This is a genomic window from Neptuniibacter sp. UBA6509 (assembly GCA_002435145.1).
Classification (GTDB): domain Bacteria; phylum Pseudomonadota; class Gammaproteobacteria; order Pseudomonadales; family Balneatricaceae; genus Neptuniibacter.
Genome location: DJLT01000056.1, coordinates 1 through 26931, shown reverse-complemented (window position 1 = coordinate 26931; position 26931 = coordinate 1). Strand labels below are relative to the sequence as shown.

Below are 26931 nucleotides of genomic sequence, written 5' to 3'. Positions count from 1 at the left end.
GTGAATCGGCCCTTTTACAAGGACCGTCACCAATTAAGATTAATTATTAAGAAACAAGGTTATGAGAAATTGCGCTTATGAAAAGTTACACTGGGGCTGCATAGGGCTGTATGCCTCATCACCTGAAATCACTTTAATGATTTTGTAGATGTCGTTTTTATCTTTGCGCTCTTCCTGCTTTTTGATCTCTACATAAAGCATGTCGTGTACCATGCGGCCATCAGGGCGTAGCGTGGCATTACGAGCAAAGAAGTCATTTGGCTTCATCTCTTTCATTTTCTTCATAACGACATCAGACTCATCTGTACCTGCAGCTTTAACTGCGTTTAGGTAATGCGTCGTTACAGAGTAAACACCTGCATGAATCATGCTTGGGATTTCACCGTGACGTTGTTCGAAGCGCTTGCTCCAATCACGTGTTTCTTTATCCATATCCCAGTAGAAACCAGATGTTAGACGCATGCCGCCCGCACTTGCTGGGTCCATCGCTTGAGCGTTAGGTGTAAATACTAGAAGGCCTGCAACGTCCATCTGTTCAGTTAAACCGAATTCAGAAGCTGCTTTTAGCGCGTTTACAGTGTCGTTACCCGCGTTAGCAAGTGCGACTACATCTGCACCTGATGCTTGTGCCTGAAGGATGTAAGAGGAGAAGTCTGTCGTACCTAAAGGTGCACGAACATGACCTAATACTTCACCGCCATTTTCGTTGATAACTTTGCTTGCCATGCCTTCAAGTGCGTGGCCAAAACTGTAATCAGCTGTGATGAAGAACCATTTCTTCTTACCCGCTTGTACCATTGGTTTTACAGTACCGTTAGCCAATGCAACGACGTTATATGTCCAGTGAACGTTGTATGGGTTACAGGTCTTTGTTGTAAACGTGTTAGATGCAGAACCGGAGATCAAAGTGATGTTTTTAGTGTCTGCATTTACTTTAGAAACCGCACCAGAAACAGCTGAAGAAACCAGTCCACCGATCGCATCAACGCCTTGGTCTTCTACCCACTTACGCGCAATTGCAGAAGCAATATCAGGTTTTAGCTGAGAGTCAGCGCTAACAATTTCAATTGGCTTATCTAAAACGTTACCGCCAAAATCTTCGATTGCCATTTTGGTAGCCGTTACACAGCCCTTTCCACAGATATCTGCATAAGTACCACCCATATCAGCCAGTACGCCCAATTTTACTTGGCCATCTGTTGCTGCCTGTGCGCCACAAGCCATCGTTGCAGCAATGACGCCTGATACAACAGCAGATAATACTGTTTTGTTGGTTTTCTTCATTTTCTGACTCCGGTTTGGTTTGTTTTTATTTTCTGTTCAGTCGAAAGGTGCCTATCATTTCGGTGCGTTATACGCCGAGATAGGTATTCAATAGCTCAGTTTTTGCATCGAGCTCGTGTGCTAAAACTTCTTCAACAATGTGGCCGTGCTCCATCACGTAATGACGATCAGCGATAGGGGCCGCAAAGCGGAAGTTTTGTTCAACCAGTAGGATGGTGAGACCCCGCTCTTTGAGTTGACTAAGAACCTCGCCCAGTTTCTGCACAATGACGGGGGCGAGGCCCTCAGTTATCTCATCCAGCAGTAGGATGTTGGCGCCAGTTCGCAGAATGCGGGCAAGTGCTAGCATCTGCTGTTCACCACCGGACAAACGTGTGCCTTGGCTGGTGCGGCGTTCATAAAGGTTTGGAAACATGTCGTAAATCTCTTCAACGCTGACGCCATCCGAACGAACATTCGGTGGTAGCATTAGATTTTCTTCGACATTTAAGCTTGAGAAGATTCCACGCTCTTCTGGGCAAAAGCCCATACCAAGATGTGCAATTTTGTGTGCCGGCATATCCATTGTTTCATGGCCGTTGATGACGATTTGGCCACTGCGTTCACCAACCATGTTCATAATGGCTTTTAGCGTAGTGGAACGACCTGAACCGTTGCGCCCAAGCAGAGTTACAAGCTCTCCTTGGTTAACCGTCATATCGATTCCGTGAAGGATATGGGACTCACCGTAAAACGCATGTAAGTTGTTGATACGAATTTTTTCACGATGGTTACCATGAGACACTTCGTTGGTTGATGGCTGTCCATTTATCTGCACTGGATGGTTCATGATGCTACCTCCTCATTTTTCTCTTGCTCGACTTCATCAGCTGCGGTTCCCATATAGGCTTCTCGCACGCGAGGGTCAGCAGAAACAGTGGCATAATCACCCTCAGTAAGGATGGCGCCACGTTGAAGGACGGTGATCTGATCAGCCAGTTTTGAAACCACGTGAAGGTTGTGTTCAACCATCAAAATAGTGCGGTCTTTAGATACCTTTTTGATAAGGTCTGATACAAGGCCAACATCTTCATGGCCCATGCCCTGGGTTGGCTCATCTAACAGCATGAGCTCAGGCTCAACCGCTAGAGTCGTTGCAATCTCAAGCGCGCGTTTGCGGCCATATGAGAGGTCAACGGTTGTTGTGTTTGCAAAGCCCTCTAGACCAACAGATTCCAATAGGGCAACGGCTTGCTCATTGAGGCGGTTAAGAATTTTCTCTGAACGCCAGAAGTGGAAACTGTTTCCCTCTTTACGCTGGAGCGCGATTCTTACGTTTTCAAGCACGCTAAGATGAGGAAAAACGGCGGAGATCTGAAATGAACGGATAACACCTTTACGTGCGATGGCTGCGGGCTCTAATGCAGTGATATCGTCACCGTTAAAAAGAATCTTACCTGATGTCGGCTGAAGGAATTTTGTTAATAAATTGAATACGGTGGTTTTACCAGCACCGTTAGGGCCAATAAGGGCATGTATATGACCCCTTTGGATTTTCAGGTTTACATCATCGACCGCGGTGAAGCCTTTGAAGGCTTTGGTCAAATTTTGAGTTTCAAGAATGAAATCCTGCGCTGGCTGGGTCATCGGTTGCTACTCTGCTAGGGCTGAGTATTCCTGATATGAAAGAAGGAAGTTCAGCTGTTGTTTTTATTAGCAACCATATTAATGAGCAATCCTTACCCAACTATTTTGTAAATCTAACCAAATGTAACAACTTCTTAGTCGGCGTTAACTTTGTGATACATTTACTCCGTAACCGAAACATAATTAGGTCAGTAGTTTCTAATGCCGCGACATGCCTCGATCACCATCCGCTTGTTCTTAATGCTTCTGGTTTTGATCAGCAGTATCTTCGGTTCTATCTATTGGTTTACGGTTCCATTGATCAAAGAGAATGTCTTTGGTTTGGAACTCCATGCAAACCGCCAAGTTCTTAATGTTGTCTACGATCTGGCGAATAGAATGTATGCCAGTACTGAAACCTATGTGGATAAAACCCTTAATTCCCATGAGCAGCGCTTGCAGTCGGTGCTTGATGTAGCTGAAAAGCATATTGAGGTTAGTCTTAGGGATGGACGCAAAGCGGGTTTGAGTGAGAGTGAGATATGGTCAACTATCTTTTCAGATCTTCGTGAATTTGATTTTGGCAATGGTGACTATATCTGGGTTGCTGATTATAACGCGCGTCTTTTATCCCACCCCGCAGAAGAATTTCATCAACGGGATATGTCTGATTTTCTAGGACCGGATGGCCAACCGGTTATGCCTAATATCTTAGGGAAAGTGCGAGAGGATCAGCAGGGATTTTATAAATATAAGTGGCAACGACTTGATAATAAAAAGGTTATAGAAAAATACTCATACGTGAAGGACCTGTCTAAATGGGAGTTCATTATGGGGGCAGGTGTCTATATTGATGATATCCAAGAGGAGGTTGCGTTACAAAAGCAACAAGCCATTTTAGAGATCAATAAGGCATTAAAAAATATCAAAATTGCCAGTAATGGTTATCTTTATGTGTTTGATTCAAAAGGTAATATGCTGTTTCACCCCAATCCAAATATTCATGGCATTAACTTTAAAAAACAGCTTAACCCAGTTACACAAAACCCGATCTACTTAGATTTGATGGGCGTGGCAGATACAGGTAGAGAACTCTATTACAAATGGGATAGGCCGGATGATCAGGGTAATTATGAATATGAGAAACTCTCACTGGTTAGACACCTTTCCGGTTTTGACTGGTATATCAGTTCATCGGTTTATCTGGATGATCTAAAAGAGAGCTCGGTACAACTCAGCCAGCGAATTATGGCGACCGGATTCTTTGGTTTACTTGCTGCAATTGTTATCGCTTTCCTGTTTGCTGAATGGCTAACACAGCCAATTAAAAAACTCTCGTTAACCGCATACAAAATTAGCCGAGGGAACCATTCGGCTAAAACGGGCATCTCTCGTAATGATGAATTAGGTCTTCTCGCTGAGTCCTTTGATTATATGGTTGATCAGCTAAGGGATAACATTAGTAGCCTTAACTCCAGAGTAAAAGCTCGAACAAAAGAGCTCTCTGAATCCAACTTTCAATTGCGTGATGCTGTGTCGTCAATGGAAAAGGCTCAAACTGAATTGCGTGAAGTGGAAACTCGCCAGCGGTTAATTTTGAATGAGCTGCCGGCACAAGTAGCGTATTTAGATAAAGAACAGAAGTTTATTTTTGCCAACCGCGAATACTTGAATATGTTTGGCCAACGTAAAGGTGAAATAGAAGGAAAAACCTTGGAAGAGGTGGTGGGTGATGAGATGTATAGAGAGATTAAACCTCACATTGAACATGCCTTGGAGGGGGACGTTGAGGTTTATGAGTATCTTTTCCAGCTAGAAGATAGAGATATGTTAACCCGTCGAACGGTATTGCCTTTCTATAATGAAAACAAACAAGTGGTTGGCTTTCTTAATCTCTCTATCGATATCACCCATGAACGTGAAACCGAAAGACGCTTAGCCGAAGCGAGTAAAATGAAAGCAGTAGGGCAGATGTCAGGTGGCCTTGCGCATGACTTTAACAACCTGCTAACAATCATTCTGGGCAATTTACGTTTACTACAACAGCATCACCTTCTGCCAAAAGAGCTACAGGAAAATTTAGATCCGGCTATTCGTGCCACACGTCGTGGGGCGGATATGACAAAACGTTTATTGGCCTTTTCACGTAGGCAACCATTGTCACCCGCAAGGATTGAGCCGGGTTCATTAATAAGTGAATTGGTGGATCTGCTGGTGGCACCGCTACCTGAGAATATTGAGTTAAGTACTGAGATTAAACCGGAAACCCCTGATGTCTATGTTGATGCGGCGCAGATGGAGGATGCTCTGGTAAATCTTGCACTTAATTCTGTTGATGCAATGCCAAACGGGGGGGAGTTGCGTTTAACGGTGTCTGGCGTTGATTGCTCCGCTCAAGATGTAGTATGCGATGAATTTGATGAAGCGGTGCGTCCGGGGCATTACGTTTTAATTAGCGTCACTGATAATGGTCAAGGTTTTACTGATGAGGCTTTGAGCAAAGCGTATGAGCCTTTCTTCACAACTAAATCGACTGGAGCCGGCTCAGGTCTCGGCTTGAGTATGGTGTATGGCTTTGTAAAACAGTCAAAAGGCTACCTACGTATTCGTAATCGTTGTGATATTGAATCAAATTTACAAGGCTCACAGATAGATATTCTGTTACCTGAGGCCACAGGTACAGAAGTTAAACATGTACCTGTGTTTCGCAGCGATGAGCTAAGTGTGTTTCCTACTGCCCAGACAACTGCCTTGGTCCTGCTTGTAGAAGATAACCTTGATGTACGTAAGCTCGTTCGTAGTCAGCTCACAGATCTTGGTTTTGCCGTCTTAGAAGCCTCAACAGGGGATGAAGCTTTATCTCTACTTGTGGGTATTGAGGAGTTAGCAGGTCTGGTTTCTGATGTTGTGATGCCAGGTACTAACAGCGGTTATGATGTGGCTGCCCAAGTTAGAGCGCAGCACTCGTCTGCGTTTATTGTGTTGATGACAGGGTATACAGAAAACCCGCCTGAAACAGACTTTGAATTTAAGTTGTTACAAAAGCCTTTCGATGCCTGCGCGTTAGAGCAAGCGATTTCACCCGAGCTGGATTTAAGCTCGCAAAAGATAGCCAAAAAGAATAGCGAGAATTCCATATGAACAACCATAACCCGCTTATCTATGTTGTAGAGGATGAAGAGGATTTGGGGCAGTTGATATGTTCCTCTTTGAAAAGTTATCGCTATGAAGTGGAGTATTGTAATAATGGTGAGCAGCTGTTTGCTGCGCTAGATAAGCAACAACCTGAGATCTGTATTGTCGACCTTAACCTTCCTGATATAGATGGGATGCAATTGGTTAAGGAGCTTGAGCATAGGGAGATCGGCGTGATCATTGTCTCGGGGCGTGATGGGTTGACTGACCGAGTATTGGGTTTAGAGTTTGGCGCTGATGATTATATTACTAAACCCTTTGAACCCCGTGAGTTAGTGGCTCGCGTGCAAAGTTTACATCGACGTATTGAGAAGCAGCAAAGCAAGCAGGATGTGACACCGAAACAAGCACTCTTTGCTAATTGGTCATTTCAGCCTGAGTCTTTAAGTTTAAGTCGTGATGGCAAAAATGAATCTCTAAGTCGAGCAGAAGGGGATATGCTGCTTGCTCTTTTGAAACATCCTTACCAAATTCTATCGCGCGACCAGTTGTTAGGAGAGAACTGTATCCCTTATGACCGGAGTATTGATGTGCGAATGTCTCGGTTGCGTAAAAAGATTGAGTCTGACCCACAGCATCCTGAGCTGATTAAAACAGTCTACGGTGCCGGTTACATGCTGACGACAGAAGTAAAATGGCAGTAGCGGATTGCTTATCTGCAAGAGCCGCTGTGGAGACGACTTAGCGGCCCATGGTGTAGAATTCAGGATTGGGCTGCATGGCTGTAATGATTGCCATTCGGTTAGATAAACCGAAAAACGCACAGATACTAGAAATATCCCAGATATCTTCATCATCTAAGCCCTGTTTGTATAAAACCTCATAATCCTGCTGTTCAATCTCTTCAGGTTGGCGGCTTAGCTTTATACAGAAATCAAGAATCGCTTTTTGACGTGGGCTGATATCACAGTGTCTATGGTTAATGCCCAATTTATCCGCGAGCAATGGCTCTTTTGTAATGATACGAAGCACTGCACCGTGAGCGACAACACAGTATTGGCAGCCATTAAGTGCGCTGGTTGAGACAATAATCATCTCTTTTTCAGCCTGGCTTAAATTAGCTTCCCTACTCATGATCGCTTGGTAATAATCAAAAAATGCGCGGAATTCATCGGGGCGACGGGCTAACGTTAAGAACACATTAGGTATAAATCCGGTTTGCTCCTGCACTTCTAGAATTTGATTCTGAATGTCTTCAGGTAGTTCATTGACATCTATATAATTATAGCGGCATACATCGTTGTTTAGCATGTTGGACCTATGATTGACTGATGATTAAAGGCTTTGATCAAGTCTCATAGGGCCTTGGATAGTTATAATGCAGGTCTTCTAAATGACAAGTTTCAGACGAGTGGTAACTTGTTAGTTAACATCTCTGCTTAAAAAAAACTTTCTAGCTAGAGACGCTCTCCAGTAAAAGAAGACCTTTATTAAAAGAAGCTTTCTAGTAAAAGTCCTAGCAACAGTACTTAAAAATAGAGCAGCGAAATCCCCCTTCTGATGCTCTTTTTAAAAGCTAATGGTGATAACTGTTTCGAGAGCTATCTTGAGAGCTATCTAGTTAATTATCTATCTAGACAACTATCTATTTATACAACTATCTATTTATACAACTATCTATTTATAAAACTACGAGACTTAATCAAAGCTAGATTCTGATTAAACCGTTGAAATGATTCATAATGATTATCAAATTCTAACGAAATGTAATTATGTGGTTGGTTGTTCTTTTCTAAGGAACGGATAAGTTTAGGTGAGATTTAAAATGTTAGTATTACTTAGATGAATAAAAGAGATCTGTTACAACATATTATTAAGCAGCTTGAGGCTGTTCATCAAAACGCGATAGCAGCGGCTGAACGTGCTCATAGTAGTGCTACAGATAAAGAGAATGTGGCTGAGAATAAGTATGACACGCTGGGTTTGGAGGCTGCATATCTAGCGGAGGGGCAATCACGACGTGTGGCTGAATGTGAAGAGGAGTTAAAAGCTTTTCAGCGGTTGTTGGGCTCGGTAAAGGATGAGCCGGAAGAGATTAAAATAGGCTCATTTGTAACCTTAGAAGATGAGCAGGGTGTTGTGAAAAATATATTTTTAGCGGTTTGTGCCGGCGGTTTGAAAATTAATTATCAAAGCAAAGAAGTTATGCTTGTCACCGCTTCTGCTCCTTTAGGAAAAGCGTTACTTGGTTTGGGTATTGATGATGAAATCACCCTAAAGCATGTGGATGAGGACAAGCATTATCAGGTACTTGATTGCGTTTAAGCGATCCGAAGGTTTTTCATTATACGATTAACCTCGTCGGTTAAGTATGGCAATGCTTCGATGATCTCATCGATTGGAAAATTGATCTGCGGCCAATCCTTATGAAAGCATTGAGATTCAATCTCTTTTTTAAGATCTTCTTTGTCCCATTGACCCCAATCCGTATTTTTCTCAACAAAGACGCTGAGTAAATCTGCGTATTGAGTAAGAATGACAAGATTGACCAACTCTGTAGGTACGTTTTCTTTTTGAGCAATATTATAGCTATGGTGGTAGCGAATCAGGTTTTGCAGAATCTTCGGCAGTTGCCATTTATGTGCGGCTAAATAACCAACTTCTGCATGTGTGAAGCCTAAAATCTTGCGCTCTACCTGAGGGAGCTCTATCGGTGTATCCCAGCCTTTTCCATCAATCACTTCAATCGCTTTGGCTGAAATTGCAAAAAGGGTTAGGCGGCCAATGTCGTGTAACAAACCACATGTATAGGCTTGCTCAGGATCGATTTTAAAGGCTGTTAGTTTTTGCGCGATAAATTTAGCAAACACCGCAGTTTCGAGTGAATGTTGCCAGATCGCCTTATGCTCAGGTTTAGCAGGAACAAATATTTTAGCTACAGATATCGTCGTGATCAGTGACAGTATTGTTTTAAGACCAACACGAATAAGTCCCTCTTTAATATTGGTAATAGGCGTGGTTGGCGCTGTGGATGCTGAGTTCGCAATCGTTAAAACTCGTGCGGCAAGAGGCGGATCTGTAATGGTGAGCTCAGTAAGTTTTTCGTAAAAATTATCTGAATCTTGATCTAAATTGAGTAGATCGCAAACTACAGCGGGGAGCAGGGGTAAATACTGTATTTGATGCTCAACTAAATCTAACGTTAGTTTCTTTTTCTTATTTGGCAAAGGAAAAGCTCATTGTAAACTTCTGCCCCAATCACTAACCGGTAGTGCGGATACGATCGGGAACAAGTGATTATGAAAAAATCCATCTCTAAAAGAAATTCTATCCTGCTTTACATTATAGAGCCTAACACGCTGAATGTGACTGAATAAATAATACAATCAACTAATTAATATCTCATTAGTGGCTTTAACTACTTCTCATCAATAAATGTAATAGGCGGCATAGGCTGTCTATCCACTTCAAGGTTGAAAATATCGGGGCGGTTATAATGCCCTGCAACATCAAGTGCTTTGCGGGACTTACGAGCGTCTTCTATATCGATATCAGCGTACAGTATGCCTTTATCTTGATGTAAAGGACCCGCATGTAGTCCTCCAAACGGTTTGATAACAACCGCATCGCCAGAATTGATCCACTCTTTACTATCAAATAGAGAATCTCGCTCAGGGAAGTCATCGGGTATATCTGAACCTGTTATCGCTGTGGCGGTGCTTAACACCCAACAACCGCCTTCGCGCGCAATGTGGTGCATAGATGAGATCCATATATCTCCGCTATCCCAAGTGGGGGCAATATAGATATCGATCTCTTGAGAGAAAAGAGCGTAACGTGCAAGGGGCATATAATTTTCCCAGCAGATTAAACAGCCGATTCTGCCGTAAGGAGTGTCTACAACTCTAAGGCCTGTGCCGTCACCCATCCCCCAAACCATTCTTTCTGGATTTCTAGGCATCATCTTTCGATGGTGGTTGAGTATTTGCCCTTCGGTTCCGATAACCACTAGAGAGTTATAAAGAGTGGTTCCGCTGAATGTTGAGTCTCTTTCGTTCATACCCATCACAATGACTATATTGTGCTGGCGAGCGGCTTCACAAAGGGGATCTAAATCACCGGCTGTAATATCGACGGAATTTTCCCTTAGCTTGGCGTGGATCGTGTTACCTAATGCCATATCCTTGCCGGGATTCAGTCGCCATATCCAGGTCGGGTACCCCGGTAGGTAAGCTTCGGGAAATACAACCAGCTGAGCACTGTTAGAGGTCGCTTCTTCAATGCTCTCCAAGGCTCTACTCATAGAGGCTTCAAGGTTAAGCAGAACGGGAGGCTTTTGTGCAATGGCAACTTTGACACTCATAGCAACTATTCCTTTCGAGGATATAGCATTAAGAGTAGTTCAAAGTTGGATTTTTGGGTTGGTTTAAGGGGGGCTAAACAGTACTGAGATTAATGAAAAACGGCTGCTATGAGCAGCCGTTTGGATTGGGCGGGTTAGATTAGTTCTGAAAGGGTTTCAGAACTTACAGCTCTTACAGACCTAACTTGTCTGCAACGTAATCGGCGTCTTTGTCGCCGCGACCTGAAAGGTTGACTAGAATTGTCTGATCTTTTGGTAATTCTGCCGCTTTCCGCATTGCCCAAGCAACCGCGTGAGAGCTTTCAAGGGCAGGGATAATGCCTTCAACACGAGACAGCTCCATGAATGCGTCTAGGCATTCCTCATCAGAGGCTGTTTCGTATTGAACACGGCCTAGCTCTTTTAGATAGCTATGTTGTGGGCCGACACCGGGGTAATCAAGTCCAGAAGCGATAGAGTGGACGGGTAGCGGTTCACCGTTTGCATCTTCTAGTACGTAACATTTCATACCATGAAGCGCACTTGGCTTACCTAACGTCAGGGTGGCTGAGTGATCGGGCGTATCAAGGCCTTTACCTGCGGGCTCAACACCAACAATGTTGACCTCTTCATCATTTAAGAATGCAGTGAATAAGCCCATTGCATTAGAGCCACCACCTACACAGGCAGTGATGTAATTCGGTAGTGAGTTGTTTTTCACTTGGAACTGTTCTCTGGCCTCAGTACCAATGATGCTCTGGAAGTCTCTTACCATCTTAGGGAAAGGGTGAGGGCCTACAACTGATCCGATCGCATAGATAAAGTTAACAGGATCTTTAAGGTACTCGTCAAAAGCACTGTCGACTGCATCTTTTAGGGTGGCTGTTCCACGCGTAACGGGGACTAATTTACAGCCAAGGATTTTCATTTTAGTGACATTCGGGTGCTCTTTTTCAATGTCGACTTGGCCCATGTGGATCTCACAAGGGATACCAACAAGTGCGCACGCTGTTGCAAGAGCAACCCCATGTTGTCCGGCGCCTGTTTCAGCAATAACCTTAGTTTTACCCATGTATTTAGCGAGTAGGGCTTCACCTAGGCAGTGATTGATCTTGTGCGCGCCAGTGTGGTTAAGGTCTTCACGTTTCAGGTAGATCTGTGCGCCGCCTAGTTTGTCGCTTAAGCGTCTCGCATGATAGATAGGGCTAGGGCGGCCAACGTAATCAGCAAATAGCATGTCTAACTCTTGCTGGAATTCCGGTTTTTGGCGGATCTCTTCGTAAGCGTCATTGATCTCATCCATGATCACTTTTAGTTCAGGAGGGATTACTTGGCCTCCGAACTCACCAAAAAATCCTTCTTTGTTAGGCATCTCAGCGTATTTGAATTTAGTCATTGGTTTCTCTGTCGTCTTGCAGCGATTTAGCCCTTTGTTAGGCTGGAATTATATTAATATGTTAACTTATTATAAGTTCTTGCTTGAAGAATGGAACGGCTTTGTAAATAAAAAACCGCTGTAGCAATGATGCTGACAGCGGTTTGTGTATTATGCGTTTAGGCTAGTGATTATCAGGTTTATAGCCTATACGTAAACCTCCCCAATGCTGTCCGCCTATAAAGACTGGGACAGATAGGTCATGCATAATCTCCCCTGTGTCACGCTTATAGGTTTGCAGCAACATCGTTTCTGTATGCGCACCACAACGAGCGCCCGTACGGTCATTAAAGATACGTTTACTTCGGCTTTTCACAAGATCGGTTTCGTAATCGCCAGTTAATGCGTGGGCGAATTGATTGTTATGCGTCGGTACAAAACCGTTTACATCTGTTGCAATTACATAGATCAGTTTGTCATTACTGTTAAGGGTAGGTTCTTGGATACTTGGAAGAACGGAATCAGTAAATTTATCAAACTGGGTTGTGTACTTTTGCGGATTCGAGCCTTCTACTGGAATATAGTTGCGATCAAATAGGGCGGATTGAGAAAGTTGCCCTGTTGAAGTTGCTCGTTCGAAAACATCGGCAATTTGGTCCGCAGCATCACGTGCAATATTATAGAACTGCTGGTGGTAGTTTTGGTCTGATGCGGTGGCTAAGATCGAGTTAGAGCGTTCAGCGGCTTCCATTAATGCTGATGCTTGGTTTGCTAATTGAGATACCTCTGAATCACTCTCTTCTAGCTCGTGGCGAACGGTTTGCAGTGAATTAAAGATCACCTCAAGGTTTTGCCTATTATTTCTAGCTCCCTCTGCAATGGTTGAAATCTGTTCTTCAACAGCGGAGGATTGAGCTGAAATACCACCTAGTTGTTCGCTAATTTTTTCCATAGCGAAAGTTCCGCTCTCAACATCCCCCGACAGTGTTTGTATTCGGGAGACGACTTGTTGCGTTTCAGCCCGTATTTCGTCAACAATTGTTTCTACTTCGCCGGTTGCACTGGCGGTACGTGATGCTAACTGCCTAACTTCATCGGCAACAACGGCAAAGCCTCGACCGTGATCACCTGCTCGGGCGGCTTCGATAGCGGCGTTTAAAGCAAGTAGGTTTGTTTGCTCTGCGATCTCCTCAATTACCTTAGTAACATCTTGGATCTTGAGTGACTTCTCATTGAGCTGTTCTATCAACACAAGGGTCTCAGCGGCTTGGGAATTAAGCTCACGAATATTCCCCATCGCCTCTGTTAATGCTTCTTGACCCTCGGAACCTGTGTTTTTTGCTTGGATTGCCATATCCGCTGCAATTTCAGCTTGTTGTTCTGATTGTTGAACTGTCACTGTCATCTCTTCAGAGTTTTGTGCAATCTGAGAGACTTCGCTTACCTGATTGTCGAGCTTTGTTTTTAAAGTATCGGCTAAAAAGGAGACTTCAGCGGCGGCAATTGCATTGGCATTGGCGCTCGTTGATAGCTTGCCACTTACATCTTCGTTTGCTTGCTGCTTTTCAAAAATATCCCCAAACAGCGCTGGTAATATTCTTAGGTCCGCTATCTTAGAATCTTTGACCATTTGAATCTCTTCTGTCATCTGCTTGAGGAAAGCTGTATGCAATACGAGAAGAGTAAAAATTGAGGCTAAGATGGCTGTGATTACTACAATGATGAGACTGTTCATCCCTGCATCGAGAAAAAATGCTGCTGCGCCACCGACGCCTGCTACAAAAAGAGCTGTAATGAAACTTTTTAGATAGAAGCCTGATAAGGAACTATTCATTCATTTTTCCCAGTAAGTCGTTGTTATTCTTCTTATAGTAAGAAACGCTATCTATAACGTTTTGCAGTATAACTATGATGTCGCACAACCATATGTCATACAATTATAGAAAGAGTAATTACCTAGAAATATAGCACTGTGAAAAACAGGGAAATCTTGTACTTTGGTATCGATATGGCGGGAAATTTTGGATAAGAGGCGGTTTTAGGTTCTATCGTAGCTGAGATTCAGCGTCATTTTTTAAGAAATGACCAAACTCAAACCCTAGTTGGGTTTCTTTGCGTGCAACGTGACGAAAGCCTTTTGCTTTTAATTGCTTGCGAATTTCTCTGACGATGAGGCGGGCATCTTGATATGATGTGCTGACCGTTTGGCTACAGGCGTTATTATCCTGCGTATTGCATCCCCAGCTTTGGGTTACAATCCAATCGCCGACCAGGTCTTGATACATCCTAACGATGTAATATTCCTGATGTTTTTGCCAACGCATGATCAAAGTAGATGAGTCCAGTTAAAACGAGTGGTTTGATACCACTATTTTTCATTAAAGCCGCGAATTGAGCCTGATCTTAGCGTGTTTGTAAAGTCCGGAGACTGATAAATTGCTTAATAGAAAACTAAATATTTTAGCGGATGAGAATATGCCCCAAGTGGAGGCTATTTTTTCTCGTTTCGGTGAGGTGACTTTAAAGAACGGCCGAGAATTTAGCGCTGAGGATTTAAGTGAAATTGATGTCTTGTTAGTTCGCTCAATTACGCAAGTGAATGAGTCGTTGCTTGGGGGTAGCCCTGTGCAATTTGTAGGTACTGCAACCATTGGAACGGATCATATAGATCACAAATGCCTACAAAGCAGAGAGATTGCATTTAGTAATGCGCCTGGTTGTAACGCCGATGCGGTAGTTGAATATGTGCTGAGTAATTTGTTACTCATCGCAGAGCACCAAGGGTTTGATCCTAAGGATCGTACTTTTGGTATTGTCGGAGTCGGTAATGTCGGCGGGCGTCTGCAAAAGCGTCTTCAAGCCTTAGGTTATAAGATTTTATTGAATGATCCTTTGCGTGAAAAAAACGAAGAGGATTTTGTTGGTTTAAATGAAGTATTACGTAAAGCAGATGTCATCTGCCTGCATACGCCTCTAACTGATAAAGGGGAGCATCCAACTCATCATCTTATCTCAGGGTCCGAACTGGCTCGGGTTAAAGAGAATGCGATTATTATTAATGCGGGCAGAGGCCCTGTGATTGATAATGCTGCATTGCTACAAGTGGGTAAAAAGCGTTTAGATCTGACGTTTGTTTTGGATGTCTGGGAGCATGAGCCTCTTGTTGATGCAGAGCTAGCAGAACGTTGCGCAATAGTAACCCCCCATATAGCGGGTTACAGCTATGATGGTAAAGTGCGTGGTACATATATGTTGTATCAAGCGCTGTGTAAGCATCTAGGCGAGCCGTGTGAAAAAACGCTAGACGATTTTTTACCTGTAGCCGAACTTGCGAATGTTGAGCAAGGAGAGTTAACACCACTTGAGCTGACTCAGAAGGTCTATGATCCGCGTATTGATGATTATATGTTACGCCAGACATTAGCCTTACCTGAATCAGAGAAAAAGCAGGCGTTTGATCAGTTGCGAAAGCAGTACCGTATTAGGCGCGAATTTGCTTCGCTTAGTGTTTCTGGTGCTACAAACCCCAAACAGTTAGAAGCGATAGGTTTCAAGCTCGCAGCTGAGGGGTAAATCCCTTAGTATGTAGCTACTGTTTATATATGTATTACATGCAAATCTCATCATATTCATAGCGATCAAGTAATAACCTTAATGACAACAGCTTTAGAATCATTGAATGACTCGCGTACGCTTTCCGAGTTGAATCCGCGTATAGGTGAGAAAGTTCAAATAGAAACCCGAGCGCCTAGAGCACGCTATTCTGTTCAACTGCTGGGCTATCGTGAAAACGGTAGTTTGATGGTTTCAGCACCAAAAAAATCTTCTATTAATGCTGGATCGTTAGTGACCGTTCGCTTGATGAGCGGGAATTACATCTGTGCATTTAGTGCGAAGGTTTTAAAAATTCAAACCTCACCTTTCGCTTATTGGCATTTGGAGTATCCGCAGAAAACGGAGATTAGGCGTATCCGGAGTCATACGCGAGTGCCTGTTAATCTGTTGGTCTCTGTTGATGAGTTTGAACAAGGAAAAGGCCTTAGGCATGACTGGCCAATGAATGCTTACTGTTCGAATATCAGTATGAAAGGCGCGTGTATTGACGCCCCTGTGGCTTTAGGCAAGCAGAGTGATAAATTGTTTATTACAACTCGTTTTACTGTTGCCGGTATTGATCAGGTTGTTTTAACCCCTGCGCTGATTCGAAATGTTCAACCGCAAGAGGGCAGTGTGACTCCAGTTGTCACTCATGGATTAGAGTTTTTAGATATTGATGATGATACACATCTGATATTGGCTGGATTTGTATACCAACAGTTTTTAATTGAAACCGGTAATTTGGAGATATTAGGTGTTTAAGCTAGGTCTTATTATCAATCCGTTGGCGGGTGTTGGCGGTAGTGTCGCTCTGAAAGGCAGTGATGGTGAACAAACGGCTCAAGAGGCGCTAGCTTTGGGAGCAAAACCAAAAGCAGGTTTAAGGACACTGCAGGCGCTAGATGTATTGAAAGGGCTTGAGGTTGAGGTCGTAACTTATCCTGCAGAGATGGGAGAGAATGTTGCTATTCAAGCAGGATTTGTTCCTACAGTCATTGGTGAAATTGAATCTGGCCATACCTCTGCAGAGGATACGATCAACGCGGCTAAAGCGTTAGTAAAAGAGAATGTAGATCTGGTTTTATTTGCCGGTGGCGATGGTACAGCACGTAATATCTGCGAAGCGATCTCAGACGAAGTACCTGTATTAGGTGTTCCGGCTGGTGTGAAAATCCATTCAGGCGTATATGCGGTGACCCCACATGCGGCGGGTGAAATTATTGCCATGTTAGTCAAAGGCGAACTGGTCACTTTAGGGGATCAAGAAGTTCGCGATATTGATGAGGTCGCTTTCCGTGAAGGCCGTGTTCGCGCTAAATATTATGGTGAATTAAGCGTTCCGCAAGAGCACCGTTATCTTCAGCATGTAAAGAATGGTGTTAAAGAATCTGAAGAGCTTGTTCTGGATGATATCGCAGCGGATATTATTGAGAAAATGGAACCTGATACTTATTACATTATGGGGTCAGGTTCTACGGTCGCCGGTGTAATGGAGCAGTTAGGGCTTGATAATACGCTCCTAGGTGTTGATCTGATCAAAGATAATGAGCTTGTAGCCTCCGATTGTACGGGTCAACAGTTACTGGATTTAACCCAAGGACATGATTGCCAATTAGTGATTACGCTTATTGGAGGTCAAGGGCATATTATTGGCAGGGGTAATCAGCAACTTAGCCCGGAGTTACTGCTACGTTTAGGTAAACAGAACATCAACGTTATCGCAACCAAAACCAAGCTGCATGCTTTGGAAGGTCGACCTTTAATAGTTGATAGTGATGAGCCTAAAGTTAACCAGTTACTATCTGGTGTTATACCGGTTATTACTGGCTACCATGACTCAGTATTATATCGAGTTGCTAATTATTAATGTTGCGACTCTTGAATGGTTGCAAGCATGACTACCTATCTGTTGATGTAGCTTTTAGTAAATTATAGTAAACAGGTATTCCAATTCTGTGTTGTTTCTTACTGATAAATCTATCAGTAAGAAACATACTCACCCTAAATCAAATATGAAGAGCCACACACCCTCTAAGTTCTCTCCTATACTGTGAATGATAGAGTTATATAGGTGGTTAACGTGTTTAGATATCTCTTGGCTTTTTATAGCTGGTTTTTAGCGCCTCAGTGGATGCAAAACCGCACGCCTGATTATGATCATTTCTATAGACGGTTTTTTACAGCTAAGCATAAAGCAAAGCGAAGCATCGCTAAGTTGATTTGGATCGCTGCTCTTTTATTGCTACTTTTTTTTCCTTACCCGCCTCTCATAGTGTCTCTTTTATTATTTACGACCTTTATTTCATTCAGTTTATTGGATGAGTCTAAATGACATTGGTTTGTCATAATTCTGAAGTAGAGTGCCTGTTTATTTTTGAAGTTGAATGAATGAGGCTCCTATGAAAAAACTGATTGCTAGTACTGTAGTTGCAGGCGCATTGATTGCCCTAACGGGTTGCCATACGAACCAAGTTAAAGAGGAAATGAATCCTGCCGCAGCACAGCTTAATAACGATGACCTTTATGAAGTTGTTCACGAAGGGCGTTATTACGTATTTGATGATTTCAAAACATACCAATCATTTTTAACTGTAGGTGAGACCTCTTACCGTAAGGTATTTATTGGTGATGGCCCTAAAGGTGAAACACTTGTGTATGGCCTTACAGGCGAAGATAAAAAGAAAATGTCAGGTATAGCCAGTGTTGACATGTTCAATGGAGAGCTAGAATCAGCGGAAGATTTTTATGGTGAGGTACGTGGCGAAGACGGCCGCTTGTATGTCTTTAGTTCATTAGAAGATATGGAAGATGTTCGTTTAGTTGGTGAGGCGCCATATCGCTTCACGCAAATTGCAGCGGGCCCGCAAGGTCAAACGGTTGTGTTTGTTTTGAACAAAGACAATAAGAAAAGCAAACCGGTTGAGCTAATGGCTAAGTTCAAAACAATGAATGGAATGATGTAAGATTTCTAGATAGTTTTTACTGAGAGTTAATAATTAGTTGAACTTATTCTTAGAAAAACTATCTACATATTATTCCAGCGAGTAAGTGGTCTCTCAGCTAGTTATTGGATTTGGGTTCTGTAGGCTGATTGATCATTTTTAAACGCTGCTCTTATTCTTAGAGCAGCGTTTTTTTTGTCTCAAACTTTACCGTTAGACTGTTGGCATAGCCTATAAATAAAAAAGCCCAAACAACTATGTTTGGGCTTTTTTAATATTTTAAGTAGGTTTTTAGGGCTACTTAAAGTTCAGCGTTGTGGTAGATGTTCTGAACATCATCGAGTTCATTCAGCATATCGATGAACTTCTCAAACATCTCTACATCATCGCCTGATACGGGTGACATGTTATGCGGTACAAACTGAATTTCATCGACGTCTAGATCGATGTTTTCCACATTATCTGTCAGTGCTTTTTTCGCTTTGAAGTAATCCGTATGAGGTGCAAAAACGGTAATTTTACCCTCTTCACATTCGATATCTGTTACATCGACATCTTCCATCATTAGCACTTCGAGAATCGCATCCTCATCTTCACCGTTAAAGACGAAGATCGCACTATGGTCGAACATGTGGCTTACACTGCCTTGGCCACCGATCTTACATTTAGTTTTGGTAAAGCAGTTACGAACATCACCAAATGTACGGTTAGGATTGTCTGTTAGGCAATCGACAATAACCATGCAGCCGCCAGGACCAAAACCTTCATAACGTGCTGGTGAGAAGTCTTCTCCACCGCCGCCTTTAGCTTTATCAAGCGCTTTATCAATAACGTGAGCCGGTACTTGAGCTTTCTTTGCACGCTCAACAAGACCTTGAAGTGCCAAATTACCTTCTAATTCAATTCCACCCGATTTAGCACAAACATAGATTTCACGGCTGAATTTACTGTAAACCTTAGCTTTGGCGTCAGATGTTTTCGCCATTGACTCTTTACGGTTTTGATAGGCTCGACCCATTGCGATATTCCATACACTGATAAAAAAACAAAATTTTACAGATAAGCGCGCCGATATAAAACCTTAAATCGCGAATTGATGAGATGATTGTGTTGATGTCTATTAGAAAGAGCGCTTATAAAGCAGAGAGTTACAATGACGAGCCCGTTTCTAAGAGGGTAAGAATCATCGTGAGGTGGTTTTTTAGCAGAAATATCCCATGTCCCTTTTTTAATATCTGTTATATTCACAGCTAACTTACTTTCTCAAAAACATCGTTAAATGGACTTAACGTATAGGATATGAAATATGGACTCCAACGCCTCTGTTGAACACTCTCAACACTTACAGCAATCACTGCAACAGTACTTCTCTTTTGATGCCTTTCGAGAGGGACAAGAGCAAACGATCACTCAGTTGCTTGCGGGACAATCGACGCTTTCAATTTTTCCAACCGGTGCGGGTAAGTCGTTGTGTTACCAGTTTACGGCGATACACCTTCCTCATTTAACGCTTGTCGTATCACCGCTCTTAGCGCTAATGAAAGATCAGCTAGCCTTTTTAAAAACGAAAGGTATTTCTGCAGCCAGTATCGATTCGACATTAACACCGCAAGAAAACCAAGCAGTTATGGCGAATGTACGCAGTGGGCAGATCAAAATACTGATGGTGTCAGTGGAAAGGTTTAAGAATGAGCGGTTTAGAGAGTTCATAAAATCTGTCGATCTATCCATGCTGGTGGTGGATGAAGCGCATTGTATCTCAGAATGGGGGCATAACTTTCGTCCTGATTATCTTAAGCTTCCACAATACAAAGAGGAGCTAAACATACCTTTAGTTCTGTTATTGACAGCGACAGCGACACGTAAAGTCAAAAAAGATATGGCGCTGCGTTTTGGCATAGGGATTGAGCATATTGTTCAAACGGGCTTTTACCGCAACAACCTTGATCTGACTGTGCTGCCTGTAAAGTCTGAGGCTAAGAATCAGGTGCTGGCAGATCTGATAAATCAGCAACAGGCAAGTCAGTCGCAAGAAGAGGGCAGTGGTATTGTTTACGTTACTTTGCAACAAAGTGCGCAAGAGGTGGCTAACTATTTAACGCGTCAGAATATTAATGCTACGGCTTATCATGCTGGCTTGGATAATGAATTACGCCATCAGATCCAAACCAACTTTATGCAGGGTAAGATTAAAGTTGTTGTCGCAACTATTGCTTTTGGTATGGGCATTGATAAGTCAGATGTTCGTTTTGTTATCCATTATGATCTACCAAAATCTATAGAAAACTATAGCCAAGAGATCGGTCGAGCAGGTAGAGATGGAAGGCCGTCTAACTGTATTACCTTGGCTAACCTTGATGGTATCAATACGGTAGAGAACTTTGTTTATGGTGATACCCCTGAACCAGAAGCGATTCAATATGTAATTGATAATATTCGTTCTGAGATGGCGAACGATCAGTGGGAGCTGCAAACGCTGAGTCTATCTAATGCGTCGAATGTGCGTCAGCTACCGTTAAAAACATTACTGGTTCAATTGGAACTCAAGGGTGTGATCAAACCGCTTTATGCGTACTTTGCAGATTTTCGTTATAAGTTTGTTGAAGCTAAAGAGGCGTTGTTATCGCGTTTTCCAGGCGAGAGGCAAGAATTCCTCAAGGCCATTTTTGAACATACTGCATTTAAAAAAATCTGGGGTACATTAGATTTCGATAGTTTGTACCAGCATTATGGAAGTGAACGGCATCGAGTTGTTGCTGCAATGGAATACTTACAAGAGCAGGGACTCATTGTGCTTGAAACTAAAAAGATCACTGAGGTCTTTGCAGTTGATAGCGTAGCGCTTGCAGATCCTCAGTTAGCGCCTAGTTTAACTGAATATTTTCAGGATAAAGAGCAGAAAGAGGTTCAAAGAATTGCCGCGCTTGTGCGTTTCTTCGAGCTTGACCGTTGCCTGACTTCAAATCTGGCGCGTTATTTTGACGATCAACAGGCACCGGAGAACTGTGGTCATTGCTCGGTTTGTCGTGGACAGGTTGCTAAACTGGAATACTCCCAAGAACCTCAATTGCCAGATGATGCGGAGTTGACCTCAATGATGCAGGGGTTAAAGCAGCATCTTGAAAGCAAAGTTGGCAAGACCCCCAGTGTAGGAAGTTACTGCCGCTTTTTATCCGGTATCAGTATCCCCCTTTTTAGTCGACATAAGGTCAAACAGCTAGCTGGGTTTGGTTGCTGTGAACAGGTTAGGTTCGAAAAGATAAGAGAGAAAGTTAGCGAGCTAATATAGTGGAATAGCTTAATAGGTCGCTTAATCGAATAGCTTAATAAATAGCTCGGTGCTTCTTATTCTGATGGGCCGAGCTAAAGACTATCTAATTCATCTTTAGTCAGAAGCCTGCTCTCTCCAGTGCTTAAAGCCTTATCAAGTAAAATGGGGCCAATTGAGGTTCTATGAAGTTTTACAACCGGGTTTCTAAAGCGCCCAAACATACGTTTTATCTGGTGATAGCGACCTTCTTCTAAGGTAACTTTAGCGATAAATTCAGACTTGATCTCAAGTTGTGCTGGTCGGGTGGTGATATCTTCGAAAGGGAAGTACATACCTGCTGCAAACGCAGAGATATACTCTGTTGTTAAGGAGTTCTCTAGAGTCACTTCATAACACTTTTTGACTTTGCTCTCAGGAGAGGTGAGTTCCCTTGACCATTCCCCGTCGTTTGTTAGCAGTAGTAAACCGGAAGAGTTTAAGTCTAAGCGTCCGGTGATATGAAGGCCTTTGTATTCTGGTGGGAGTAGATCGATAACCGTTTTATGCTGATCATCTTTGGTGGCGCTCACTACACCCACAGGTTTGTGCATCATCAAATAGATAGGTTGTTTATCTTGTAGCGCTAACCCATCTAATTCAACTTTATCGAATTGACCGATAATTTGATTGATATCGGTTGCAACAGAACCGTTTACCAAAACGCGCTTCTGGGCGAGCATTAATCTCACATGCTTACGGTTGGTAGTGGTTGTTGCCGATATAAAGCGGTCGAGGCGATGTTTGTTAGATTGCATCGGTTAAGTGTGCGTCAAAGCATTGAGAATTAAAGTGAATGTTACTTTACAAATAGTCACTTCGCTAATAGCTACTGCATTAATAGTCACGTGGGGCACCTTGCGTACATTTTTTGCAATTTAATAGTTGCCCTAGCATCTCCTTACGGCCTGTCTCTGACTCAACCCAAGGTCGGTTCGTCCAAGGCGGGTTGTGTCTTACATGCTGAAAATGACCGCAGGCTAATTCGGCTACCCAGTCATCTTCGTCGTCTTTGCGGTAACCTGTAATAGGTTGATTCATAAATAGGTTTTTAAATAAAACGAAAGGGTGATATCCAAAGATAATCACCCCATTAACAGGATTATTTTTGACTCAATAGCGGGTTTTCTTTAGCCAATTTACACTCTAGGACACCATTTTTACCTTCTATTTCATCCACGGGTTCTAGATTTGCTCCGCCAACGAAAACGCCCATTTTAATATACTGTTTAACAAAATAGTTTTTACCTGCTTCCATCGCAACAGTGAGTGCGTTATCACTAAATTCTGATTCAGTTGAAAGCTGATGTGTACCTGGCTCTAACTCCTTATAGAAATAAGTCATTGGTGCGCTTTCGCCAATGATCTGGCCATCGATAAGTATATTCTTTTTCAAGGCAGCGCCAAAATTTGAATTTCGATAGATATAGAGGCCTGCTAAATGAGGTGGTGGCGCAGAGAATTGTTTTTTAGCTAAATCTTCTTCAACTGAAGCCATAGGTACTGATGCACACCCTGTAAGAAGTGTTGCCAAAGTAATAAGTAAAACGCTAAACCCTTTTTTTAACATGGTCCTTCCTTGTGTTAGTTCGTATATTTGTAAGTGAAGTGATTTTAAATTTTACCAGATTTTACGAATTAATAGAGAAGTAGGTACAGAGAAATAGCGGACCTTTGGTGATTAATCTAATACTACTTAAGGTGGCATGAAACGAGCCACTTACTAAATCAATACAGCTCTTTGGTTGAATGATAAGCAATGTAGGCCAAAATAGGACAGATCAAAATAAGAACGACGATCCAAATAGAACCTGCTTCAAGTATCAAAGGTGTTAGCTGTGCGCATATGGCACCGGTCATTAATTGAATAAACCCCATTAAACCGGACGCAGTACTTGGGGAACTTTGACTACAACTGATACCCGCAGATTGGCTGTTGGGTTGGCTAAACCCCCGGCCGATAGTGAAAAGAGCCATTGGCAGAAAAAGAGTCAAATAGTGTATGCCTAAAAAGTACACGCTTATGAGCATAATACAGGCACCCAGCATCGATAAACTGTGACCCAGTTTAATCATGCGTTGCACACCTAGTTTGGAAGAAAGCTTGGCTGCGTTAAAGCTTCCGAACATAAAACCGAGTGAGACTAATAAAAACCAGTTGCCAAAGTCCGCAGAGTTACCACCGATCTCATTGTTCACAATGTACGGCGCAGAGCCAATGAATAGATAGAAAGCAGAAGCGATAAAGGTTGTTGATAGAGCATAGCCTAAGTAATTAGGCGCTTTAAGCACCTCCCAATACTGTTTGAGTATACGGTTCAGACGTAAGCTATCTGTTTTGTGTTTCGCCGTTTCTGGGATCATAAAGAGTACGATCAACCATGAAATGCTGCTGAGTAACAATGAAAAATGAAATAGATACTGCCAACCTAAATGAAGGTTTATATGCCCACCGAGTGTAGGTGCGATGGCTTGTGAGATGGCAATCGAAAGCGTGATGTAACCGATTTTACCGGCAGCCTTATCGCGGCTGTACCGGTCTAACATGATTGTTCGGGCTAATACCATTCCGGTACAACCGCCTAATGCTTGTAGAACTCTCGCGATGAGCAGAGAGTTTAAATCATCCGCAAAGGCACCCAGTAAACAGCCAATAAAGTGAATCGCAATACCGGTTAATAGAACAGGGCGGCGGCCAACCCTGTCTGCTAAAGGCCCACAGATTAATTGCCCTAGGGCTAGGGCAAGTAGGTAGAGGGTGAGGCTAAGTTGTATCTCGCTTTTACTGACCCCTAGATCGGCTGCTGCATCGGGTAGTGCAGGTAACAGAATGTTAAGCGCGATGGGGCTGACCATCGACATGATCGTAAAGTAAGCAATAGGGGGAAGCGGCTTATTATTTTTCATAAGGAGCAAGAGACTATTTAGATAGCTTGGTCTTTAATTAGCTATTGAGCTGTTTAAAGCGATAAATGCAGCGATACCCGCTTCTGCACATTGTTGATCTTGTGCTTCGCTTGCCCCTGAAATGCCAATAGCGCCTATTATTTCGTCTTTATGTTTGATCGGTAAACCTCCGCCAAACATGACAACATCATCTTGAGCGTTTAGACCATCTAATAAGTATTGTTTCTCGGCTAATTTTTCTTGCCAAAGGTGAGTGCCAAAACCAAAGCTAACGGCAGTATGCGCTTTACCTTGGGCTATTTTCGTTGAGGGCATGGGCGCATTATTGATCCTTTGCATTGACAGTGGATTACCATGTTTATCAAGGACCCAAGCGCAGATACGTAGATTTTTGTCAGATGCATATTTACACGCAGCCATTGCTATTTTCTGGGCTGTTTCCCAGTGTAGGGTGGTATCAGTAACAATCATGTAAATCCCAACGGGTTATTAGTGGTTATCTAGTGAGTGCTAAAAACTAAAAAGGGTACATTTTGTCCGAAGACAAAAGGCACCCTTCAAAAGATATTGTGCTTCTAGCTTACAGGCTGAAAACTACGTTAACTTGGCCTGTACCGGAGCTTGGGAAGTATTCGCCAATCACTTCACCTTTACCTTTATATTGGTCCCAACCTAAAGCACCAAATAGCATTGCTGTATCGTGCATACCACCTTCACCAGAGCAGTGATCTGCATAATCCGGTAGCATTTTAAGGAAAGTCGCAATATCACCTTGTTGCCAAAGGTCCAGTACGCGTAGATCTACCTGACGGTTGAACTCTCTTGAAATAGTGAACGTACCGTTGTTCGCTTCATAGTCATCATTATCCCAAATACGATGAGATAAAGAACCCGATGCAAGTAGCATAACTTTGCTATCACTGGCTTCAATCGCCTCCAGAATAGCTTCACCTAATTTACGTGAAGAATCTAAACTATGCACTGTACACCAGCCCGCAACAGACACAACTTTTAGGTCTGATTCAGGGTTCATATAGCGCATAGGTACTAATGTGCCGTACTCAAGATCAAGCGTATCTACCTGATGAGAAAGCGTGAACACGCCTTTCTCTGTCGCTTTATCGGCAATAAGGTCACCTAGTTCAGGGTTGCCTTTGTACTCGTATTGCATGTCTTGAATAAAATGAGGGAATTCGTGGCTTGTGAAGCTACCTTTGAAGTTAGCGCCAGAATTTACATGGTAACCCGCATTAACAAGCCAATGTGTATCAATAACAACAATGGTATCTGCACCCGCAGCACGTGCACGGCGAGCAATCTCTTTATGACCATCGATAGCTTGTTGACGACAACCTTCCAGTTTTCCAGGTTGCTCTGACAAGTACATTGTAGGTACATGTGTAACTTTAGCCGCGAGAACTAGTTCTCCCATCGTAAACCTCTCTTCAGTCTTATTATGCGCTGATCAGTCTACTCACTATAAGATAGAAGTGTGGACTCGATAGCATTTTATTTAAAAATAAACTTAATATGTTAATTATAATTCAATCTAAGATAGTTGTCATGTTATCTAATGTCAATAATTAGATGCTTATTGATAGAAATCAAACCACGGAGTAGTGGCGATAGAGGCACTGTGTGGATCTAGTCCATGAGCAGAAGGTTTGGAGGGGAGCGTGGAGAAGAAGATCTGGAGAGAAAGATCTGGAGAGAAAGATCTGGATAGAAAGTAGAGACCTAAAAGAAATTTGGGTCTCTTAATCAAAAGACAGTACAGCTTGGCTATTTAAGGTTCTAACTCTGAAAGCTCTTTGAGCATATTCATGAGCTCATCAAGCTTTGCTTGGCCGTAGCGCTCAGCGAAAACCTTATAACGTTTTTCAACTTCAGGGCTCAAACGCTCAAATAACTCATTGGATTGATCCGTTAAGCTGATAATCGAGCGGCGCTGGTCTTCATCAGACTTACGACGTTGAACATAGCCTTGCTGCTCTAAGCGCTTAAGAATTCCAGTTAAGCTAGGGCTAAGAAGGCAGCAGCGTTCAGCTAGCTCTTTTGATTCCATTTCATCATATGCGTATAGCGCACGTAGTACACGCCATTGCTGCTCCGTTAATGTATTTTCATGTAGCAGTGGGCGGAAAAACAACATAGTTGCTTCGCGTGCTTTTAGTAGCTGTAGCGGCAGTGAATCTTCAAATTTACGCATAAGAAAGTTTCTATAATGGAGTATCTATAATGAATAAGTGAACATTTTCACGGCTAATAAAGTAATGTGCAAGCTTTTAGCGGCTAATTAGTGCTAACGAACATGTTTAGGTACTTAATATGTTACTAAATTCCGTTTTTTATGTTCTTTATGATTAAGCATATAGCTAGATAGCGTATATCGAAGGGAATTGATGAGCTTTTACGGGGAATTAAAAAAGCCCTGATG

The 26931-nt window shown here is 42.8% G+C and carries 25 protein-coding genes; 8 read left to right on the top strand and 17 right to left on the bottom strand.

What is annotated here, in order from left to right; all coding sequences use genetic code 11:
• Positions 1–75: 75 nt before the first annotated feature.
• From B4K11_RS07545 to B4K11_RS07535, 3 genes are all read right to left on the bottom strand, one after another.
• Positions 76–1284: an ABC transporter substrate-binding protein gene (locus B4K11_RS07545; protein ID WP_292956063.1), complete on the bottom strand. Its 1209-nt coding sequence runs from the start codon at positions 1282–1284 to the stop codon at positions 76–78.
• Between the two features lie 67 nt (positions 1285–1351).
• Complete coding sequence (locus B4K11_RS07540) at positions 1352–2113, bottom strand: ABC transporter ATP-binding protein (RefSeq protein WP_292956060.1); 762 nt, start codon at positions 2111–2113, stop codon at positions 1352–1354.
• A complete protein-coding gene (locus tag B4K11_RS07535; RefSeq protein ID WP_292956057.1) occupies positions 2110–2910 on the bottom strand; it encodes an ABC transporter ATP-binding protein in 801 nt (266 codons plus the stop codon). The genes B4K11_RS07540 and B4K11_RS07535 overlap by 4 nt, the downstream gene beginning before the upstream one ends.
• A 201-nt stretch (positions 2911–3111) precedes the next feature.
• On the opposite strand from B4K11_RS07535, the gene B4K11_RS07530 reads away from it, so the two are divergent.
• Both B4K11_RS07530 and B4K11_RS07525 read left to right on the top strand, forming a co-directional pair.
• Entirely contained in the window at positions 3112–6030 is a 2919-nt protein-coding gene (locus B4K11_RS07530; RefSeq protein ID WP_292956054.1) for a cache domain-containing protein, read from the top strand.
• On the top strand, positions 6027–6728 hold the full coding sequence (locus B4K11_RS07525) for a response regulator transcription factor (protein WP_292956051.1): 702 nt from the start codon (positions 6027–6029) through the stop codon (positions 6726–6728). The genes B4K11_RS07530 and B4K11_RS07525 overlap by 4 nt, the downstream gene beginning before the upstream one ends.
• Before the next feature lie 37 nt (positions 6729–6765).
• On the opposite strand, the gene B4K11_RS07520 is transcribed toward B4K11_RS07525, so the two are convergent.
• Positions 6766–7335, bottom strand: coding sequence for a peroxidase-related enzyme (locus B4K11_RS07520; protein WP_292956048.1), 570 nt, complete (start codon positions 7333–7335; stop codon positions 6766–6768).
• A 531-nt stretch (positions 7336–7866) separates the two neighbouring features.
• On the opposite strand from B4K11_RS07520, the gene B4K11_RS07515 reads away from it, so the two are divergent.
• The gene (locus tag B4K11_RS07515) at positions 7867–8349 is read left to right on the top strand and encodes a GreA/GreB family elongation factor (protein WP_292956045.1); all 483 of its coding nucleotides are present in this window, start codon (positions 7867–7869) and stop codon (positions 8347–8349) included.
• On the opposite strand, the gene B4K11_RS07510 is transcribed toward B4K11_RS07515, so the two are convergent.
• From B4K11_RS07510 to B4K11_RS07490, 5 genes are all read right to left on the bottom strand, one after another.
• The gene (locus B4K11_RS07510) at positions 8346–9251 is read right to left on the bottom strand and encodes an HDOD domain-containing protein (RefSeq protein WP_292956042.1); all 906 of its coding nucleotides are present in this window, start codon (positions 9249–9251) and stop codon (positions 8346–8348) included. The genes B4K11_RS07515 and B4K11_RS07510 overlap by 4 nt on opposite strands.
• A 191-nt stretch (positions 9252–9442) precedes the next feature.
• Complete coding sequence (locus tag B4K11_RS07505; protein WP_292956039.1) at positions 9443–10387, bottom strand: carbon-nitrogen hydrolase family protein; 945 nt, start codon at positions 10385–10387, stop codon at positions 9443–9445.
• 172 nt (positions 10388–10559) lie between these two features.
• A complete protein-coding gene (gene trpB / locus B4K11_RS07500; protein WP_292956036.1) occupies positions 10560–11762 on the bottom strand; it encodes a tryptophan synthase subunit beta in 1203 nt (400 codons plus the stop codon).
• 163 nt (positions 11763–11925) lie between these two features.
• Positions 11926–13575 (bottom strand): methyl-accepting chemotaxis protein, encoded by a 1650-nt coding sequence (locus B4K11_RS07495; protein ID WP_292956033.1) that lies wholly within the window; start codon positions 13573–13575, stop codon positions 11926–11928.
• Between the two features lie 211 nt (positions 13576–13786).
• On the bottom strand, positions 13787–14065 hold the full coding sequence (locus tag B4K11_RS07490) for a hypothetical protein (RefSeq protein ID WP_292959311.1): 279 nt from the start codon (positions 14063–14065) through the stop codon (positions 13787–13789).
• A gap of 112 nt (positions 14066–14177) precedes the next feature.
• On the opposite strand from B4K11_RS07490, the gene pdxB reads away from it, so the two are divergent.
• The 4 genes from pdxB to B4K11_RS07470 all read left to right on the top strand — a co-directional run bounded on the left by pdxB (position 14178) and on the right by B4K11_RS07470 (position 18301).
• On the top strand, positions 14178–15314 hold the full coding sequence (gene pdxB / locus B4K11_RS07485; RefSeq protein ID WP_292948795.1) for a 4-phosphoerythronate dehydrogenase PdxB: 1137 nt from the start codon (positions 14178–14180) through the stop codon (positions 15312–15314).
• Positions 15315–15395: 81 nt separating this feature from the next.
• Positions 15396–16100, top strand: coding sequence for a flagellar brake protein (locus tag B4K11_RS07480; RefSeq protein WP_292948797.1), 705 nt, complete (start codon positions 15396–15398; stop codon positions 16098–16100).
• The gene (locus B4K11_RS07475) at positions 16093–17205 is read left to right on the top strand and encodes an ATP-NAD kinase family protein (RefSeq protein WP_292948799.1); all 1113 of its coding nucleotides are present in this window, start codon (positions 16093–16095) and stop codon (positions 17203–17205) included. Before B4K11_RS07480 ends, B4K11_RS07475 begins: the two co-directional genes overlap by 8 nt.
• A gap of 532 nt (positions 17206–17737) precedes the next feature.
• Positions 17738–18301, top strand: coding sequence for a hypothetical protein (locus B4K11_RS07470; RefSeq protein WP_292948801.1), 564 nt, complete (start codon positions 17738–17740; stop codon positions 18299–18301).
• A 280-nt stretch (positions 18302–18581) separates the two neighbouring features.
• On the opposite strand, the gene B4K11_RS07465 is transcribed toward B4K11_RS07470, so the two are convergent.
• On the bottom strand, positions 18582–19298 hold the full coding sequence (locus tag B4K11_RS07465; RefSeq protein WP_292948803.1) for a YebC/PmpR family DNA-binding transcriptional regulator: 717 nt from the start codon (positions 19296–19298) through the stop codon (positions 18582–18584).
• 288 nt (positions 19299–19586) lie between these two features.
• Here B4K11_RS07465 and B4K11_RS07460 point away from each other — a divergent pair, with 288 nt between their 5' ends.
• The gene (locus B4K11_RS07460) at positions 19587–21569 is read left to right on the top strand and encodes a RecQ family ATP-dependent DNA helicase (RefSeq protein WP_292948805.1); all 1983 of its coding nucleotides are present in this window, start codon (positions 19587–19589) and stop codon (positions 21567–21569) included.
• Positions 21570–21643: 74 nt separating this feature from the next.
• Here the strand turns inward: B4K11_RS07460 and B4K11_RS07455 are convergent, their stop codons facing one another.
• The 7 genes from B4K11_RS07455 to hpaR all read right to left on the bottom strand — a co-directional run bounded on the left by B4K11_RS07455 (position 21644) and on the right by hpaR (position 26703).
• Complete coding sequence (locus B4K11_RS07455) at positions 21644–22345, bottom strand: pseudouridine synthase (protein WP_292948808.1); 702 nt, start codon at positions 22343–22345, stop codon at positions 21644–21646.
• A gap of 79 nt (positions 22346–22424) precedes the next feature.
• Positions 22425–22628: a DUF3565 domain-containing protein gene (locus B4K11_RS07450; protein ID WP_292948811.1), complete on the bottom strand. Its 204-nt coding sequence runs from the start codon at positions 22626–22628 to the stop codon at positions 22425–22427.
• 61 nt (positions 22629–22689) lie between these two features.
• Positions 22690–23157, bottom strand: a complete 468-nt coding sequence (locus B4K11_RS07445; protein WP_292948814.1) for a DUF2846 domain-containing protein — start codon at positions 23155–23157, stop codon at positions 22690–22692.
• Between the two features lie 158 nt (positions 23158–23315).
• Entirely contained in the window at positions 23316–24494 is a 1179-nt protein-coding gene (locus B4K11_RS07440) for a multidrug effflux MFS transporter (protein WP_292948816.1), read from the bottom strand.
• 33 nt (positions 24495–24527) lie between these two features.
• Positions 24528–24965, bottom strand: coding sequence for a GlcG/HbpS family heme-binding protein (locus tag B4K11_RS07435; RefSeq protein ID WP_292948819.1), 438 nt, complete (start codon positions 24963–24965; stop codon positions 24528–24530).
• Positions 24966–25074: 109 nt separating this feature from the next.
• Positions 25075–25926: a 3,4-dihydroxyphenylacetate 2,3-dioxygenase gene (gene hpaD, locus B4K11_RS07430; protein ID WP_292948822.1), complete on the bottom strand. Its 852-nt coding sequence runs from the start codon at positions 25924–25926 to the stop codon at positions 25075–25077.
• Positions 25927–26280: 354 nt separating this feature from the next.
• Positions 26281–26703: a homoprotocatechuate degradation operon regulator HpaR gene (gene hpaR / locus B4K11_RS07425; RefSeq protein ID WP_292948825.1), complete on the bottom strand. Its 423-nt coding sequence runs from the start codon at positions 26701–26703 to the stop codon at positions 26281–26283.
• Positions 26704–26931 lie beyond the last annotated feature (228 nt).

Bases quoted from the DNA above. Each gene is read 5' to 3' on its own strand.
- B4K11_RS07545 (WP_292956063.1), bottom strand. From the start codon at position 1,284: ATGAAGAAAACCAACAAAACAGTATTATCTGCTGTTGTATCAGGCGTC.
- B4K11_RS07540 (WP_292956060.1), bottom strand. From the start codon at position 2,113: ATGAACCATCCAGTGCAGATAAATGGACAGCCATCAACCAACGAAGTG.
- B4K11_RS07535 (WP_292956057.1), bottom strand. From the start codon at position 2,910: ATGACCCAGCCAGCGCAGGATTTCATTCTTGAAACTCAAAATTTGACC.
- B4K11_RS07530 (WP_292956054.1), top strand. From the start codon at position 3,112: ATGCCGCGACATGCCTCGATCACCATCCGCTTGTTCTTAATGCTTCTG.
- B4K11_RS07525 (WP_292956051.1), top strand. From the start codon at position 6,027: ATGAACAACCATAACCCGCTTATCTATGTTGTAGAGGATGAAGAGGAT.
- B4K11_RS07520 (WP_292956048.1), bottom strand. From the start codon at position 7,335: ATGCTAAACAACGATGTATGCCGCTATAATTATATAGATGTCAATGAA.
- B4K11_RS07515 (WP_292956045.1), top strand. From the start codon at position 7,867: ATGAATAAAAGAGATCTGTTACAACATATTATTAAGCAGCTTGAGGCT.
- B4K11_RS07505 (WP_292956039.1), bottom strand. From the start codon at position 10,387: ATGAGTGTCAAAGTTGCCATTGCACAAAAGCCTCCCGTTCTGCTTAAC.
- trpB (WP_292956036.1), bottom strand. From the start codon at position 11,762: ATGACTAAATTCAAATACGCTGAGATGCCTAACAAAGAAGGATTTTTT.
- B4K11_RS07495 (WP_292956033.1), bottom strand. From the start codon at position 13,575: ATGAATAGTTCCTTATCAGGCTTCTATCTAAAAAGTTTCATTACAGCT.
- B4K11_RS07490 (WP_292959311.1), bottom strand. From the start codon at position 14,065: ATGCGTTGGCAAAAACATCAGGAATATTACATCGTTAGGATGTATCAA.
- B4K11_RS07480 (WP_292948797.1), top strand. From the start codon at position 15,396: ATGACAACAGCTTTAGAATCATTGAATGACTCGCGTACGCTTTCCGAG.
- B4K11_RS07470 (WP_292948801.1), top strand. From the start codon at position 17,738: ATGAAAAAACTGATTGCTAGTACTGTAGTTGCAGGCGCATTGATTGCC.
- B4K11_RS07465 (WP_292948803.1), bottom strand. From the start codon at position 19,298: ATGGGTCGAGCCTATCAAAACCGTAAAGAGTCAATGGCGAAAACATCT.
- B4K11_RS07460 (WP_292948805.1), top strand. From the start codon at position 19,587: ATGGACTCCAACGCCTCTGTTGAACACTCTCAACACTTACAGCAATCA.
- B4K11_RS07455 (WP_292948808.1), bottom strand. From the start codon at position 22,345: ATGCAATCTAACAAACATCGCCTCGACCGCTTTATATCGGCAACAACC.
- B4K11_RS07450 (WP_292948811.1), bottom strand. From the start codon at position 22,628: ATGAATCAACCTATTACAGGTTACCGCAAAGACGACGAAGATGACTGG.
- B4K11_RS07445 (WP_292948814.1), bottom strand. From the start codon at position 23,157: ATGTTAAAAAAAGGGTTTAGCGTTTTACTTATTACTTTGGCAACACTT.
- B4K11_RS07440 (WP_292948816.1), bottom strand. From the start codon at position 24,494: ATGAAAAATAATAAGCCGCTTCCCCCTATTGCTTACTTTACGATCATG.
- B4K11_RS07435 (WP_292948819.1), bottom strand. From the start codon at position 24,965: ATGATTGTTACTGATACCACCCTACACTGGGAAACAGCCCAGAAAATA.
- hpaD (WP_292948822.1), bottom strand. From the start codon at position 25,926: ATGGGAGAACTAGTTCTCGCGGCTAAAGTTACACATGTACCTACAATG.
- hpaR (WP_292948825.1), bottom strand. From the start codon at position 26,703: ATGCGTAAATTTGAAGATTCACTGCCGCTACAGCTACTAAAAGCACGC.